The sequence below is a fragment of the Streptomyces verrucosisporus genome, from assembly GCF_017114865.1.
Lineage (GTDB): Bacteria > Actinomycetota > Actinomycetes > Streptomycetales > Streptomycetaceae > Streptomyces > Streptomyces fenghuangensis.
This window is the reverse complement of record NZ_JADEYH010000006.1, coordinates 1-15376: the sequence shown is the minus strand read 5'-3', so window position 1 is coordinate 15376 and position 15376 is coordinate 1. Positions and strand designations below refer to the sequence as shown.

General features: G+C 73.2%; 16 protein-coding genes. 12 read left to right on the top strand and 4 right to left on the bottom strand.

All coding sequences use genetic code 11. The features are described 5' to 3' along the window. Positions 1-52 precede the first annotated feature (52 nt). Together IQ279_RS09595 and IQ279_RS09590 are read left to right on the top strand one after the other, a co-directional pair. Positions 53-1330, top strand: a complete 1278-nt coding sequence (locus IQ279_RS09595) for a PucR family transcriptional regulator (protein WP_206347953.1) — start codon at positions 53-55, stop codon at positions 1328-1330. Positions 1331-1533: 203 nt separating this feature from the next. Next, entirely contained in the window at positions 1534-2238 is a 705-nt protein-coding gene (locus tag IQ279_RS09590; RefSeq protein ID WP_206347952.1) for a ribonuclease H family protein, read from the top strand. Positions 2239-2290: 52 nt separating this feature from the next. Here IQ279_RS09590 and IQ279_RS09585 read toward each other — a convergent pair whose 3' ends face one another. After that, positions 2291-3052 (bottom strand): CAP domain-containing protein, encoded by a 762-nt coding sequence (locus IQ279_RS09585; RefSeq protein WP_206347951.1) that lies wholly within the window; start codon positions 3050-3052, stop codon positions 2291-2293. 513 nt (positions 3053-3565) lie between these two features. Between IQ279_RS09585 and IQ279_RS09580 the strand changes: the two genes are divergently transcribed. The 3 genes from IQ279_RS09580 to IQ279_RS09570 all read left to right on the top strand — a co-directional run bounded on the left by IQ279_RS09580 (position 3566) and on the right by IQ279_RS09570 (position 6900). Then, positions 3566-4081 carry a LysE family transporter gene (locus IQ279_RS09580; protein ID WP_241027875.1) on the top strand — a complete coding sequence of 172 codons (516 nt, stop codon included), beginning with the start codon at positions 3566-3568 and terminating at the stop codon, positions 4079-4081. Between the two features lie 116 nt (positions 4082-4197). Beyond that, positions 4198-5154 (top strand): AurF N-oxygenase family protein, encoded by a 957-nt coding sequence (locus IQ279_RS09575; RefSeq protein WP_206347950.1) that lies wholly within the window; start codon positions 4198-4200, stop codon positions 5152-5154. 18 nt (positions 5155-5172) lie between these two features. After that, positions 5173-6900: an FAD-dependent oxidoreductase gene (locus tag IQ279_RS09570; RefSeq protein ID WP_206347949.1), complete on the top strand. Its 1728-nt coding sequence runs from the start codon at positions 5173-5175 to the stop codon at positions 6898-6900. A 119-nt stretch (positions 6901-7019) separates the two neighbouring features. Here the strand turns inward: IQ279_RS09570 and IQ279_RS09565 are convergent, their stop codons facing one another. After that, positions 7020-7955, bottom strand: coding sequence for an NAD(P)-dependent oxidoreductase (locus tag IQ279_RS09565; protein ID WP_277402531.1), 936 nt, complete (start codon positions 7953-7955; stop codon positions 7020-7022). A gap of 200 nt (positions 7956-8155) precedes the next feature. On the opposite strand from IQ279_RS09565, the gene IQ279_RS09560 reads away from it, so the two are divergent. Then, the gene (locus IQ279_RS09560) at positions 8156-8752 is read left to right on the top strand and encodes a TetR/AcrR family transcriptional regulator (RefSeq protein WP_443742654.1); all 597 of its coding nucleotides are present in this window, start codon (positions 8156-8158) and stop codon (positions 8750-8752) included. Positions 8753-8856: 104 nt separating this feature from the next. Then, positions 8857-10269, top strand: a complete 1413-nt coding sequence (locus IQ279_RS09555) for an FAD-dependent oxidoreductase (RefSeq protein ID WP_206347947.1) — start codon at positions 8857-8859, stop codon at positions 10267-10269. 75 nt (positions 10270-10344) lie between these two features. On the opposite strand, the gene IQ279_RS09550 is transcribed toward IQ279_RS09555, so the two are convergent. Beyond that, entirely contained in the window at positions 10345-10569 is a 225-nt protein-coding gene (locus IQ279_RS09550; protein WP_206347946.1) for a hypothetical protein, read from the bottom strand. A gap of 159 nt (positions 10570-10728) precedes the next feature. On the opposite strand from IQ279_RS09550, the gene IQ279_RS09545 reads away from it, so the two are divergent. Beyond that, a complete protein-coding gene (locus tag IQ279_RS09545; protein WP_206347945.1) occupies positions 10729-11613 on the top strand; it encodes a septum formation family protein in 885 nt (294 codons plus the stop codon). A 183-nt stretch (positions 11614-11796) separates the two neighbouring features. Beyond that, positions 11797-12366 (top strand): snapalysin family zinc-dependent metalloprotease, encoded by a 570-nt coding sequence (locus IQ279_RS09540; RefSeq protein ID WP_206347944.1) that lies wholly within the window; start codon positions 11797-11799, stop codon positions 12364-12366. A 139-nt stretch (positions 12367-12505) separates the two neighbouring features. On the opposite strand, the gene IQ279_RS09535 is transcribed toward IQ279_RS09540, so the two are convergent. Continuing rightward, positions 12506-12820, bottom strand: coding sequence for a hypothetical protein (locus IQ279_RS09535; protein WP_241027873.1), 315 nt, complete (start codon positions 12818-12820; stop codon positions 12506-12508). Between the two features lie 370 nt (positions 12821-13190). Here IQ279_RS09535 and IQ279_RS09530 point away from each other — a divergent pair, with 370 nt between their 5' ends. From IQ279_RS09530 to IQ279_RS09520, 3 genes are all read left to right on the top strand, one after another. Then, positions 13191-14138 (top strand): ATP-binding protein, encoded by a 948-nt coding sequence (locus IQ279_RS09530; RefSeq protein WP_307792281.1) that lies wholly within the window; start codon positions 13191-13193, stop codon positions 14136-14138. Next, positions 14135-14689 carry a hypothetical protein gene (locus IQ279_RS09525; protein ID WP_206347942.1) on the top strand — a complete coding sequence of 185 codons (555 nt, stop codon included), beginning with the start codon at positions 14135-14137 and terminating at the stop codon, positions 14687-14689. The genes IQ279_RS09530 and IQ279_RS09525 overlap by 4 nt, the downstream gene beginning before the upstream one ends. A gap of 78 nt (positions 14690-14767) precedes the next feature. Further along, a complete protein-coding gene (locus tag IQ279_RS09520) occupies positions 14768-15250 on the top strand; it encodes a single-stranded DNA-binding protein (protein ID WP_206347941.1) in 483 nt (160 codons plus the stop codon). The last annotated feature ends 126 nt before the right edge of the window (positions 15251-15376 follow it).

Genomic DNA, 15376 nt, shown 5'->3' with positions numbered 1-15376 from the left:
CCCGTCCTCCGCGCCTCTTCGGTGCCACCCCAGTGTCGTGAAGGGAGCCGCCATGCCGAACGGAAGCGCCCGGCCGCAGCAGGACGAGCGGAGCCGGGGCAGGAACGCCGCCGACGGCAGAGCCGCCGACTCGTACGCGACCTTCAGTGCCTTTCCCGCCGAACTCTCCGGCCACCTCAGCCCCCACCTCGACGAGATCGTCGGGGAGGTCGTCGAGGCGATCCGCACCGAGATCGCCGAGTACGCGCGCCCCGAGGACGGCACCTACATGCATGTGGTCCGCACCGGCGCCCGGCAGGCCTTACACGACTTCCTGGCCCGGATGGCCAGACCGGACGCCGATCTGGAGGCCGTCCGGGCCACCTACCGGAGCATCGGCCGCGGCGAGGCCGAGGAGGGCCGGAGCCTGGAGCCCTTCCAGGCCGCGCTGCGGGTCGGGGCCCGCGTCACCTGGCGCAGGGTCAACGCCCTGGTGGACGCCGGAAGACTCCCCCGGGAGATCCTGGGGGCCTTCGGCGAAGCACTGTTCCTGCACCTGGACGAGATGGCGGCCGCCACCACCACCGGCTACACCGAGGCGCGCCTGCACGCCGCCGGGGAGATGCAGCGGCGCCGCAACCGCCTGATCGACCTGCTCACCGCCGACCCCCCGGCACCGGCCGAGGCAATCGGCGACCTCGCGCACACCGCCCGGTGGCCCCTGCCGCGCGAGATCGCCGTCGCCGTCACCGAGCACACGGACCAGCCGAAGGCGTCCCGGCCCATTCTGCCGCCCGAGTGCCTGTCACGGCTCGACACCAGGCCGGGCGTCGTCGTCGTGCCCGACCCCGAGGGGCCCGGCCGCACCCGCGCCATCGCAGGTGCGCTGAGCGGCACCCGCACCGCCCTCGGGCCCACCGTCCCCCTCACCGAGGGCGCCCGCTCGCTGCGCTGGGCCACCGAGGCGCTCGGCCTGTCCCGGCGCGGCATCCTGCCCGGCACCGGGCTGGTGCGCTGTGCCGACCACCTCACCACGCTGCTGCTCTTCCGCGACGAGGAACTCGTCGACGCGCTCGCCGACCTCCGGCTGCGCCCCCTGCGCAGGATCCGTTCCCCGCAGCGCGAACGCCTCGCCGAGACGCTGCTGTGCTGGCTGCGGCACGGACACAACGCCAGCGAGGTCGCCACGCACCTCAACGTCCACCCGCAGACCGTCCGCTACCGGCTGCGTCAGCTCGACGAGGTCTTCGGCGACCGGCTCTACGACCCCGCGGTCCGGTTCGACATGCAGCTCGCCCTGCGGGTGTGGAGCCTGCGGCGCGCCGCCGGGGAGGAGCCGCCCCCGGAGTAAAGCCCCTTCCCCGGCCGGGCCCGGCCGGGGAAGGGGCACCCGGCCGTTTCGCACGCAGGGCGTTCGCGCCGGTGGCCGGGACCCCCGCCCGGCAGGGGGCGCAGTGCCCGCCGGCGTGGGCGGCGGTGCGGGCGATCGCCGTGAGAGGAACGGACGCCGGGCCGGTGACCGCGACGACGGTGCGGGGATGGCAGGATCGCAGGGTGCTGGAAAGGACCATCGCCGCATGTGACGGCGCATCGAAGGGAAACCCCGGGCCCGCGGCCTGGGCATGGGTCATCGCCGGAGCGGACGGCGGAGTGGAGCGGTGGGAGGCCGGCCCGCTGGGCCGGGCGACCAACAACGTGGCGGAGCTGACCGCGCTGGAGAGACTGCTCCGGGCCTTGGACCCGGCCGTACCGGCACAGGTGCGGATGGACTCCCAGTACGCGATGAAGGCGGTCACCACCTGGCTGCCGGGCTGGCGCCGCAAGGGCTGGAAGACCTCGGCCGGCACACCGGTGGCCAACCGGGACCTGGTGGTGCGCATCGACGGACTGCTGGCCGGACGGGACGTCGAATTCGTCTACACCCCCGCCCACCAGGTGGACGGCGACCGGCTCAACGACGCCGCCGACCGCGCCGCGAGCCACAGCGCCCGCACCCAGCGGCCGGCCGGCTCCGCAACGGGGGACGACCTGCCGCCGCCCGAGCCCGGCGCCGCCCCCGCCGGCGGGCGTTCCCGCCCGGCGGGGGCGAAGCCGGCGCGGAAGTCCGGGGCTTCGGGCCGCCCCTCCGGGAGGCCGCTCAAGGCCCGTTTCCCGGGCCGGTGCCGCTGCGGCCGGCCGTACGCGAAGGGCGAGACGATCGCGAAGAACCCCGACGGCTGGGGCCACCCCGCCTGCGCCGCCGGAACGGGCGGGGCGTGACACCGGTCGTCGGATGATCCGGACGCCGGAGAGCCCCCCGGTGCGCCCCGCCCTATCGGGCGGCGCCGAAGGTCTGCGTCCAGTAGTCGCCGGGCTGGGCCAGGCCGACGCCGATCTCCTCGAAGGAGCAGTTGAGGATGTTGCGCTTGTGGCCGGGACTGGACATCCAGCCGTCCATCACGCTCTCGGGGGTCCGGTAGCCGTGGGCGACGTTCTCGCCGTAGGTCCGCCACTCGTAGCCGGCCCGCTCGATCCGGTCTCCGGGGCCGGAACCGTCGGAGCCGGTGTGGGACATGTTCCGGTGGTCGGCCATGTCCTGACTGTGGGTCCGGGCGGCCTCGGTCAGCTTCTCGTTCACCTTCAGGGGAGCGCATCCGGCTTTGGCGCGCTCGCTGTTGACGAGTTCCACGACGCGGGCCTCGGCATCGCCGGCCGGGGCGGGCGAGGAGGGCGCGGAGGTGCTGGGGGCGGAGGAGGAAGGAGTGGAAGGCACCGAGGTGTCGGGTGCGGGCGAGGAGGGCGCGGAGGTGCTGGGGGCCGGGGAGGCGCTCGGGGGAGCGGCGGGTGTACGGGTCTTCTCCGCCTCGGGCCGCGAGGTCGACCTGGAGACGGGCGACCGGTCCTCGGAGCGCCGGTTTCGCCAGGAGCGTTCCCGGTCGTCGTATGAACGCTTCTCCCACGAGTGGGAGCGGTCCTCGGCGGTCGTCGGCCGGTCCACGCACGCCAGGGCCGCGGTGGGCACTCCCAGGGCGGTCACGGCGATGGCCGCGACGGATATCCGCCGGTAGCGCCTCGTTCTGCGGTGCTTGCTCATGTGTGACCCCAATCGTCGGATCGCGGATCCCCCCGGGACATGGACGACCCGCACGGAACCCACCTCTGATCTGCGGGAACGCGTGCGGGCCGTCATTGTCGGAAGCGTTCGGCCGACGGGGCAACGAGCCCTGGTACTACGCCGCCTCGTAGGCCCCCGCGCCCCTTGCGGACAGCGCGGGACCGTGCCGGGGCGGGCGCCGGGGTGTGCGGCGGCGCCGTGTCGCTCCGTCAGGAGCCGCCCCGTTCAACCGTGCACGGAGGAGTGAGCGAAGGGGGGCGGAGTCCACCGAACCGGGCGGACGGTATGACCGTTTCGGGTGGGACGGGCATCTATGTCCGTCGAGCGCCACCTACTATCCGGCAGGCGTAGTACCGATATGCGGTGTGACGGATGTCACGGAACCAGCGGGTGTGCGGCCTTCCGGGTGAGAGGCGCGGCCTCCTGGGGGGAGCCGGCACCTCTGTTCGGGAGGCCGCCCGAACGGGACGGCGGCCGGGGAGGGGGGACCGGATGGACTCCGTGGACCTCGCGGGCTTTCTGGGCGTGGTGCTGCTCGCCCATCCGATCCCCGGACCGGATTTCCTCGTGATCACCAGGGCGGCGGTCCGGCGCCCCGGGCTGGGGCGGGCCGCGGCGATGGGGGCGCGGGCCGGACTGTGTGCGCATATGCTCGCGGCGGTTCTCGGCCTGTCCGTCGTAGCGGCCCGGTCCTCGGCCGCCTTCACCGCGATCAAGCCGGCCGGCGCGGTCCACCTGGTCTTCCTGGGTGTACGCGCCCTGGTCACGGTCCGGCGGGGTGCCGCCGAGCGGGACCGCCGCGCTGCCGTCGAGCACCACGCACCGCGTGCCGCAGAGGGGGCGGACGCCGGCGGGGAGGGTCTGGCCGAGGCGGTCCGCGAGGCCCCGCGCACCGCGGTCCGCGGGTCCGGCCGGCACCGTACGCGGGCGCGTCGCTTTCCCCGGTCGGCCATCGGAAGTGTTACCAGGGGTAGCATGCACGGCGCCCTTGATTTACATTCTGTCTAACAAGCGTGGCGGGCGTCTTCGGCAGGCCGCGGGACGCGGAAGCGGACCGGCGGCACCGCGGCCGCCCCGGCGCAGCGGGCGGACAGGGAACGTCGCACACGGTTCGAGGAGCGCACATGGCGAGCAGCACCGGCATCGTCCGACCGGCGGGACGGCCGACGGGACGACAGGCGGAACAACCGGCGGAACACGGCCGGCACGACGAGCAGGACGTCGCCCGCCGGCTGCTCGACTCGGCGGCGAGGCTGGCCTACGACCCGGCCGTCGAGGTGGACTGGGAGACGCCGCTGGACAAGGACTTCCACGGCGCCAGCCCCGAGTGGAGCACCCTCTACGGCACCCCGTACTGGGACGAGCTGACCGAGGAGCAGCGCAAGGAGCTGACGCGGCAGGAGGCCGCCTCGGTGGCCAGCACGGGCATCTGGTTCGAGATGATCCTCCAGCAGATGGTGCTGCGCGACATCTACTCCAAGGACCCCACCAGCGCCGAGTTCCAGTGGGCGCTGACCGAGATCGCCGAGGAGTGCCGGCACTCGATCATGTTCGCCCGCGGGGCCCGGAAACTGGGCGCCCCGCCGTACCGTCCGCACCGGTTCGCCCTCGAACTCGGCCGGGCGTTCAAGACGCTGGCGTTCGGCGAGGCGGCGTACGCGGCGATCCTGGTCGCCGAGGAGGTCCTCGACGTCATGCAGCGCGACTGGATGCGCGACGAGCGGGTCGTGCCGTTCGTCCGCACCATCAACAACATCCACGTCGTCGAGGAGTCCCGGCACATGAAGTTCGCCCGCGACGAGACGCGCAAGCGCCTGGCGGGCGCCGGCCGGCTGCGCCGCAGGATCCACGCCCTGGTGATCGCGATCGCGGCCTACGTCATCGTCACCAGCATGGTGAACCGCAAGGTGTACGCCAACGCCGGGCTCGACGAGAAGCGCGCGGTCCGGGAGGCGAGGACCAACGAGCACCACAGGGCGATGATGCGCTCCAGCTGCTCGGGCCTGATGGAGTTCCTCGCCTCCGCCGGCCTGCTGACGAAGCCGGCGCTGATGTTCTACAAGCGCGCCAACCTCATCTGAGACCGGACGGGCCGCGACATGACCCACGTCATCACCCAGAACTGCTGCGCCGACGCCGCCTGCGTCGCCGTCTGCCCGGTCAACTGCATCCACCCGACCCCGCAGGAGAGGGACTTCGGCAGCACGGAGATGCTGTACGTCGACCCCGGGACATGCATCGACTGCGGCGCCTGCGCGGACGCCTGCCCGGTGGACGCGATCATTCCGGAGGACCGGCTCTCCGGGGCGCAGCGCGAGTACGCCACCATCAACGCGGCATTCTTCAAGAACGCCGAGAACGCCGAGAACGCCGAGAACGCCGAGAACGCCGAGGGCCGCGTGGACGCCGCGAACCGCGCGGACGGCGGACCCGGCTCCGAACCCGCCGACCACGGGCCGAACTTCCACGCCTGGGGCGGGCCCGCGTTCGAGCGTGTCCTGCCCTCCGACTTCGCGCCGCCGCGGATCGCCGTAGTCGGCACCGGCCCGGCCGGCATGTACGCCGCCGAGGACCTGCTGCTCCACACGGGTGCCGAGGTGACCCTCATCGACCGGATGCCGGTGGCCGGCGGCCTCGTGCGCTACGGGGTGGCCCCCGACCACCCCGGGACCAAGGGGGTCGGGGACACCTTCGCGCGGCTGTACGCGCACCCGCGGGTCCGGATGTACCTGGGTCTGGAGGTGGGCGCCGACGTGACCGCGCGGGAGTTGGCCGCGCACCACGACGCGGTCGTCTACGCCGTCGGCGCCCGCGCCGACCGCCGCCTCGGGATTCCGGGCGAGGACCTGCCCGGAAGCATCTCCGCGACCACGCTGGTGGCCTGGTACAACGCCCATCCGGAGACGGCCCCGGATGCCGTCGACCCGTCCGCGGAGCGGGTGGTGGTGGTCGGCAACGGCAACGTCGCCCTCGACGCCGCCCGGATCCTGACGGCCGATCCGGAGGAACTGGCCGGCACCGACATCGCCGCCCACGCGCTCGGCGCGCTGCGCGCCGGAGAGGTGCGGGAGGTGGTCCTCCTCGGACGCCGGGGCCCGGCGGAGGCGGCTTGCACCAGGCCGGAGTTGCTCGCCCTGAGGCATCTGCCGGGTGTGGAGCTGGTCGTGGACGACCACGACCCCCGCGTCGCCGGGAGCATCGACTCGGCCGGTCCGGGGGACAAGGCGGCCGTACTGCGGGACGTCTCCCGGCAGGCGGTCGACTGGTCCCTCCCGCCCGCACCGGGGCGGCGCATCGTGCTGCGCTTCCACAGCGCGCCGACGGAGGTGCTCGGCGGCGGGCGTGTACGGGCGGTGCGCACCACGGCTGTGCAGGGGCAGTCGGAGATACCGGCGGGCATGGTGGTGCGGGCGGTCGGCTACCGCGGCGCCCCGGTCCCCGGGCTGCCCTTCGACGAGGCCACCGGCACCGTCCCGCACGAGGGCGGGCGCGTGACCGGACGGCCGGGGACGTACGTCGTGGGCTGGATCAAACGCGGCCCCTCGGGCGGCATCGGAGCCAACCGCGCCTGCGCGGCCGAGACGGTCGGCACCCTGCTCGCCGACGCGATAGAAGGTGCCCTGCCCGCGCCCGAGCACGGTGCGAGGGCCTTCCGCCGGCTGGTGAGGAGCCGCAACCGCCGCCTGGTCGACGCCCGCGGCCAGGCCGCGATCGACCGGGCGGAGGTGGCCCGCGGGCTGCGGGCCGGGCGGCCCCGGGAGAAGCTGGCCACCGTCCCCGAACTGGTGGCGGCGGCCAGGAGCGGCCGCCGGCGGCTCCTGGGCTGAGAGGCCCGTGCCGCTCCGGGCCCGCCTTCAAGCTTCCGGCCCGGAGCGGCACGGGTGGCGGCCCCGCGCGGGGGCTCGCGAGGGGGTCTTGCGAGGGTGGCGGCCTCGCGCGGGAAGCGTCAGGGAGCGGGTCGCCGACCGTGGTCGGTCCTGGCCTCGAGAGCGTGCAGAACGGCCACCATGTCGCGGTCGCCGTGCCCCAGCGCGACCGTCTCGCCGAAGAGAGCGTGGCAGACGTCCAGCAAAGGAGAGGCCAGGCCGGCCTCCCGGGCCGCCTCGTGGATCAGCCGGTTGTTCTTCAGCACGTCCAGGGCGGCGGCCTGGACGCCGAAGTCGCGCGCCAGCAGTTTGGGCGCCTTCATACGGGAGACGCCGCTGGCCATCGGGCCGGCGTCGAGCACGTCCAGGAACAGCCGCCGGTCCAGACCATGGCGGTCGGCGAAGTGGAACGCCTCGGTGAGACCGGTGACCAGGGTGATCAGGAACAGGTTCACCGAGAGCTTCGTCAGCAGCGCGTTCGGAGCGGGCCCACACACGAACACCTCCCGGCACATCGGCCGCAGCAGCGGGCGCACCGGCTCCACGACCGCCGGTTCCCCGGCGACCATCGCCACCAGCTGTCCCGCCTCGGCGGGCACTCGGGAACCGGAGACGGGGGCCTCGACGTAACCGCCGCCGGCCGCGCGGACATCGGCCTCCAGCCCGCGCGAGTAGTGGGGCGAGGTCGTTCCCATGTGCACGACCGTGCGCTCGGCGACGCGCGGGGCGAAGTCCGGTGTGCCGCGGCCCAGTACGGCGTCCGTCGCCGCCTCGTCGGCCAGCATCAGGAAGACGGTGCCGGCCCGCTCGAAGACCCCGGAGGGGCTCGCCGCCACCTCGGCCCCGGCCGCGCGCAGCGGCTCGCTCCTGGCGGTGGTGCGGTTCCAGACGACCGGCGCCGTGCCGGCGCGGGCCAGATTCAGTGCCATGGGCTGTCCCATGACACCGAGACCGATGAAACCCACGTCCACGCTGTGCCGCCCTTCCGGCCGAGAGGCCGTGGCCCTCGCCCGCATGCCCGCCTGCTCCACCCTCTATGACAGCCGTCATAGTAGCGGTCGTTATGACGTGTGTCATAGCACCGGGTGCGGGCCGTTCGGGGTGGAGCGCACGGAGCCTCTCCCACACCGGTGCGGCCGGTGCGGCACCGATAGGCTGGCCGGACCGGCGGGGCGGGTGCCGCTCGCCCCGTTCGCCAGGGGAACGGAGGTCGGCGGTGACGGTTTCCCGGCGGGGACCACGCGAGCGGATGGTCTTCAGCGCGGCCCAGCTCATCCGGCGCGACGGAGTCGCCGCGACCGGTCTGCGCGATGTCGTCGAGCACGCGCAGGCCCCGAGAGGGTCGCTGCGGCACTACTTCCCGGGCGGCAAGGAGCAGCTCGTCAACGAGGCCGTGGAGTGGGCCGGCCGCTACGCGGCCAAGCGCGTGGACCGGTTCCTGGCCGAGATGCCCGAGCCGTCACCGAGCCGCCTGTTCGAGGCGATGGTGCGCCAGTGGACCGACGAGTACCGGTCGGCCGGGTTCGCGGCGGGCTGCCCCGTCGTCGCAGCGACGGTGGACCGCGCCGGCTCCGCCGAGTCCACCGGGCAGGCCGCCGCCGCCGCGTTCGCCGCATGGAACCGGCCGGTGGCGCGGGCGCTGACACAGATGGGAGTGCCGGCCGGCCGGGCCGCCTCGCTGGCGACCCTGATGATCAGTGCGCTGGAGGGGGCGATCGTGATCGCCAGGGCCGAGCGCGACGTACGCGCCCTGGAGACGGTGCTGCGGGAACTCGGCCCCCTCCTGGACTCCGGCGTGGCCCCGCGGGACTGACGTCCGCGCCGCGAGGAGCCGGGCGGCTGTGGTGGCGGAGCGTAGCGTGGGCATACGGAGGCCGGGGCCGACGCGTGCCCGGTACGGCGAAGGGAGCGCACACCATGGCGACCGCACAGCGCATGGTGGTCATCGGAGGCAATGCGGCGGGCATGTCCGCCGCCTCGCAGGCACGCAGACTGAAGCGGCCCGGGGAACTGGAGATCATCGCTCTCGAACGTGGCGGTCACACCTCCTACTCCGCCTGTGGCATCCCCTACTGGGTCGGCGGCGATGTCACGGCCGCCGACGACCTGATCGCACGGACCCCCGAGGAGCACCGCGAGCGGGGCATCGACCTGCGGCTGCACACCGAGGTCACCGAACTCGATCCGGACGGCTGCCGAGTCCGCGTCCGCGGCGGCGGTGACGGCGGCGATGGCGGCGGTCCCGGGAAGTGGCTGGGCTACGACCACCTGGTCATCGCCACCGGTGCCCGTCCCCTGCGCCCCGGCCTGCCGGGCATCGACGCGCAGGGCGTGCACGGCGTGCAGACTATGGACGACGGCGGATCCCTGCTGGAGGCACTGGAGGAGACCGAGTCGGCACACACCCGGCGGCGCGCGGTGGTGGTCGGCGCCGGTTACATCGGTGTGGAGATGGCCGAGGCGCTGGTCCGCCGCGGTTACCGGGTCACGGTGCTGGACCGGGCCGAGGAGCCGATGACCACCCTGGACCCGGACATGGGCCGGCTGGTGCGCGAGGCGATGGCCGGTATGGGCATCGAGACGGTCACCGAAGCCGCCGTCACCGCCGTCCGCACCGGCGAGGACGGCCGGGTGCGGGCGGTCGCCACCGAGGACGCCGAGTACGAGGCCGATCTGGTGGTCCTCGGGCTGGGCGTGCGGCCCGAGACCGGGCTCGCACGCGAGGCGGGACTGCCGCTGGGGGAGTCCGGCGGCCTGCTCACCGATCTGGCGATGCGGGTGCGGGGCAGGGAGAACGTCTGGGCGGGCGGAGACTGCGTCGAGGTCCTGGACCTCGTCTCCGGCCACGACCGCCACATCCCGCTGGGCACGCACGCCAACAAGCACGGCCAGGTCATCGGCACCAACATCGGCGGCGGCCACGCCACCTTCCCCGGCGTCGTCGGCACGGCCGTCAGCAAGGTCTGCGACCTGGAGATCGCCCGCACCGGCCTGCTGGAGAGCCAGGCCAGGGCCGCGGGACTGCGGTTCGTGACCGTGACGATCGAGTCGACCAGCCGCGCCGGCTACTACCCGGGCGCCGCGCCGATGCATGTGAAGATGCTCGCCGAGCACCGCACGGGCCGCCTGCTGGGCGTGCAGATCGTCGGGCGCGAGGGCGCGGGCAAACGCGTGGACGTGGCCGCGGTCGCCCTGTCCGCGTCCATGACGGTCGAACAGATGACGTTTCTGGACCTGGGGTACGCGCCGCCGTTCTCCCCGCTGTGGGACCCGGTGCTGGTGGCGGCGCGGAAGGCGACCGCGGCGGTGCGCCGGGCCGGCGCGCACTGACGACACGGGCACCGCCGCCGGATGCGGGAGGGTCCCTGCTGACGTGCCGGGGCCGAGGCCGGGCGCGGTGATCTCTCAGACGGGTTGCCGCGCGAAGAGCTCCAGATGACCGCACTTCGGGCAGCGGTAGGCGTCGATCTGCCACCGGGGTCGGCCCATGCGCCTGGCGCCACCGAACGGGCCGAACTCCAGCGGTCCGGCGATCCAGCGGGCGTATCCGCGGGAGTTGTCGCCCGAGTCCTCGATGAATCCCGGCTCCAGGCCGGTCGTGCCGCACTGGGTGCACTTCACGGTGTCCACCGCGGGAGTCTATCGAGCCGTCGCGAGGGCCGGTCGGGGGACGGAGGGCGGCCCCGGCGCCCCGACTGACCTGGAGTGCTCTCCGCGTGCGAGCTTGTCATGACGGTGACATAAGATGCGCGCACCATTCACGAATTTTCCCCAGAGGATGTACGCGTCATGACAATCCGTGCACCGTCCCGCTTCCCGCGCGGCATATCCGCCGCCGTCGCCCTGCTCGCGATCGGGGCGGCGGGGTGCTCCGACGTCGTCGACAGTGCCAAGAACGGCGCGACGAAGGTGGCCCGCCAGCGGTCGGTGTTCTCGCTGTCCACCGGAGACTGCTACAACCCCAACAGCGAGAAGCTCGAGGGCGAGGCGCTCGCCATCGAGCTCGTTCCGTGCGAGGAGCCGCACCGGGGTCAGGTCGTCGGCGAGTTCGACATCGAGGAGAAGGGGAAGTTCCCCGGTGACGAGGCGGTCACGGCGATCGCCGACGAGCGGTGTCCCGCCGAGGCGGGCGAGTTCGCCCCGGACACCTGGGCGCTGCCCGAGGGTGTCGGTCTCTCCTACTACACCCCCACCGCGGAGAGCTGGGCCACCGGCGACCGTGCCGTGAGCTGCACCTACACCAAGGAGTCGGGTGAGTTCACCGGCTCGCTCAAGGTCGGCGCGAAGTCGCTGAAGCCGGGCCAGAAGACCTATCTGAACGGCGCGAACGCCGTCTACGAGGCCCTGTGGACGAACCAGCCCGAGGCGGAGACCGTAGAGGAGGACCTCGACGGCTACAGGGCACAGGCCGACGCCGTCGCCACCGCCCTCGACGCACACCTCGACGGCCTGCGCGGTATCGAGGGGACGGAGACCGGCAAGCTCCGCACCCGGCTGGAGAAGACCGCCGGCCACTGGAAGGACGCCGCGAAGGCCGGCGACGCCGACGCGTTCTACATCGCCTATGACCCCGCCTTCACCGGTCTGGACCCCGGTGACACGGTCGCCGCCCGCAAGGAGCTCGGCCTGGCCACCACCGTCCCGGCCGACGACGCCGAGGTCTGGGCGAACTGACCCCTCGCCGGCCGGCTGTGATCGGGCGGCGGTGCCGGTCCGCAGCGGTCGGCCCCGCCACCCGGCGACGGCCCCGCCGCCCGGCCGGGGCCGCGCGGATTGACGGATTGGGGTGCGCCGCGGCTGGGCAGGGAGCTTGCAGTGTGTCATGAGCACGCTCAACCCCCCACAAGGAGGACGACCATGCACGTCCGCACACTCGTCCGCGGCCTCACCGCGGCCCTGGCGGCCACCCTCGCGCTGGCCGGCGGCCAGGCCGCCGCCGCACCGGCCGTCCCCGCCGCCGAGGACCGCGCCCTCGCCCCGCGGATCCTCACCTACGATGCGAGCGGGGCGGCGGAGTTCAGGGCCGCGGTCGACCGGGGCGCGGCGATCTGGAACGAGAGTGTCGACGCCGTCGAACTACGGCCGGTGGCGGCCGGACAGCGCGCCAACATCCGGATCCTCGCCGACAACGGCTGGCCCCGCGCCTACACCTATTCGCTGGGCAACGGCGTGGTCTACATCGGCCGGCAGGCCGTCGACCAGGGCTACAACACCGTCCGCATCTCCTCCCACGAGCTGGGCCACATCCTGGGGCTGCCGGACCGCAAGCCCGGTCCCTGCTCCAGCCTGATGTCCGGTTCCAGCGCCGGCACCGCGTGCACGAACCCCTATCCGAACGCGGCTGAGAAGGCGGAGGTCGAAAGCGACTTCGGCGGGGCGTTCGCCTGGCCGGCCGGGGCGCCGCGCAACGTACTGACCGTGGACTGACGCGCACGGGCGGGAACGCTCCGCACCGCGCCGCCCCGGTGCCCGCTTCGGCAGGGAGGGTCCCGCCGCGCACCTGCGAAGGTGCGCGGCGGGACCCTCCGTCCGTGCCGGTGTGCCGGGGCGGCGCTGCTGTCCCCGGTCAGCCGTCGCCGTGGCGGATCAGGGAACGGACCATGCGGCAGGTCGCCCTGGAGGGCGGGTGAACGCCGATCCGCTCGGCCGTGGTGCGGATCCTGCGGTCGGTGGCCCGCTCCGGGCGGTGGACGCCGGTGTCGAGCAGGGCTATGGCCAGGCGCATGGCCTTCAGGCGGCGGTTGTGCGAGACGTACCACTCGCGGGGCCGGCCGGCCGGGAGCGGCTTCTTCGGCAGGGTGGGCAGGGTCGTCAGCGCGGTGGCGGCGGGTGTGGTCGGAACCTTCGAGGGGTGCTTGGCGGCGAGCGCGGCAGAGGCCATCGGCTTCCTCCTGAGGTGGTCGTCCGGCCGTCTCGATCTGCCTTCACTTTACTGCGGGCCACTGACAAAAGGCCTGGTCAAACGGGAGTGAGTGGTTCCGCGGAGCTCTGCCCGCGGGCCTTGCCCCGGAGTGCGCCACGCCCCGGGGTGAGGCGGTGGCCGGGCCGCCGGAACCCGGAGGATCCTCCATCCGATAAGTGTTGATTTATAGACAAGATGTGCATAATCTGTGACTCAGGACAGATTTCGAACATGGATTCGAACTAAAGCTTCGGCCGCGTGGGTGCACGTCTCGCCGGACCGGGACCGCGTCCCGCCAACCGGCGAGCCCACCCCGAACCGCCGTCGAATGCGCCAGAGGAGAAATGGCGTGAACACCCTCACCTTCGCCCCCGCCACCAAGGAACAGGCCAAGGCCCGCATCGCGCTGACCGGACCGACCGGATCGGGCAAGACCTACACCGCGCTCATCACCGGCACCGCGATCGGCGAGCGGGTGGCCCTCATCGACACCGAGCACGGCAGCGCGTCCAAGTACGCCGACGAGTTCGCCTTCGACACCCTCCAGCTCACCTCGTTCGAGCCCACCGGGCTCATCGACGTCCTCGCGGTGGCCGCCCACCAGGGCTACGACACCGTGATCGTCGACTCGCTCTCGCACTTCTGGTCCGGCGCGGGCGGAGTGCTCGAACAGGTCGACAACGCCGCGAAACGCTACGGGACGGGCAGCAGCTTCGCCGCCTGGAAGGAAACCCGCCCCATGGAGCGGGCGATGATCGACGCCCTGCTCGCCTACCCCGGCCACCTCATCGTCACCATGCGCACCAAGACCGAGTACGTCGTGGAGACCGACGACCGTGGGCGCAAGGTGCCGCGCAAGGTCGGGCTCAAGCCCGAGCAGCGGGAGGGCATCGAGTACGAGTTCGACATCGTCGGCGACCTCGACCACGAGAACACCCTGGTGATCTCCAAGTCCCGGGCGAAGCCGCTGTCCGGGCTGGTCATCCGCAAACCGGGCACGGAGTTCGCCGACTCCGTCCTCGACTGGCTCAACGCGGGCAAGCCCACCCCGAGCGCGTCCGACTACCTGGCCACCGTCACCGCGCCGAACACCACCTACGAGGAACTCCGCTCCCTCTACGAGGAGGCCCGCCGGCACAACCTGCTCGCCGCAGCCGTCCTGGACCCGGCGGGGGAGCCCACCACACTGGGCGACCTCATCGTGCGCCGCGGGACCGAGGCGAGGAAGGAGGCCGGGAAAACCGGGGAGCCCCGCAAGGAGCGCAAGGAGACCGAGCGGAAAGCCGTGGCGGCATGAACCTCAAGGAGCACGCGACCAGGGTCGCCGTACTCAAGGTGTTGCGCGACGCGGTGGAGGAGCAGTACCAGGCCACCCGCCGCGAGGTCCTCGACGAACTGCGCGCGGCCCGCGAGGAGTACGCGCTGAAGTCGATACGGGTGACCCTGCGGGACGGCACGCCCATCGCCACCATCACGCTCATCGACCCCAAACCGGAGGTCCTGGTCGCCGACGAGGACGCCTTCACCACCTGGGTGGTCGAGAACCACCCGGACGAGGTGGAGACGCTCGTGAGGGTGCGTCCCAGCTGGCGCAGGCAGTTCACCGCACGGCTCACTGCCTGGCCGGGGCCGGCCACCGACCCGTACACCGGAGAGGTGGTCCCCGGTCTGGAGACGGCCCCGCCGCCGGAGCCGCGCTCCTTCAGCCTCCGGCCCGTTCCGGGCGGAACGGAGCAGGTCGCCCGGGCCTGGCGCACCGGCGAGATCGACCTGCCCCGGCTGCTCGCCCTCGACGGCGGCGAAGGGCGTGGCGGGACCCGGGAGGAGACCCCCGGCGAGGAGCACTGACCGCCGGCGCCGCGCGCCCGGGGCACACCCGCCCCGCCCCGCGTCCGCCGTACACACCTCGCACGAGAGGAGCCACCGATGGCCGGTGAGCCCGTCATCACCGTCGTCGGCAACCTGACCGACGACCCCGACATCCGCACCACCCCGTCCGGAGACATGGTCACCCACTTCACCGTCGCCTCCACACCCCGCACCTTCGACCGGCGGAGCAACGAGTGGAGGGACTCCGCCGAGACGCTGTTCCTGCGCTGCTCGGCCTGGAGGCAGGAGGCGGAGCACGTCGCCGAGTCCCTCACACGCGGTACGCGCGTCATCGTCCAGGGGCGGCTGCGCCAGCGGACGTTCGAGACCCGCCAGGGCGAGAAGCGCACCGTGGTGGAGTGCGAGGTGGACGAGGTCGGCCCCTCCCTGCGGTTCGCCGGCGCGACGGTCACCGGGGGCGGCCCGCGCATGAGCGTCCCCGCGGGCGACCGCTTCGGCGCCGCACCGGCGGCCGGCGGCCCGCCCGTACGGGACGAAGGCGAGCGGCACGCGCCCAGGGAGGGCGAACTCCCCTTCTGACCGCGGCGGTCCTCCACGAGACCGCACACCCGGCGCCACGGCGGCGGGCGGCCGCGACCGACACCTCAGGCCGCCCGCCGCGCCGGCGCAACCCGACCCACCGAGGTGGACCCAGTGAAAGCACAG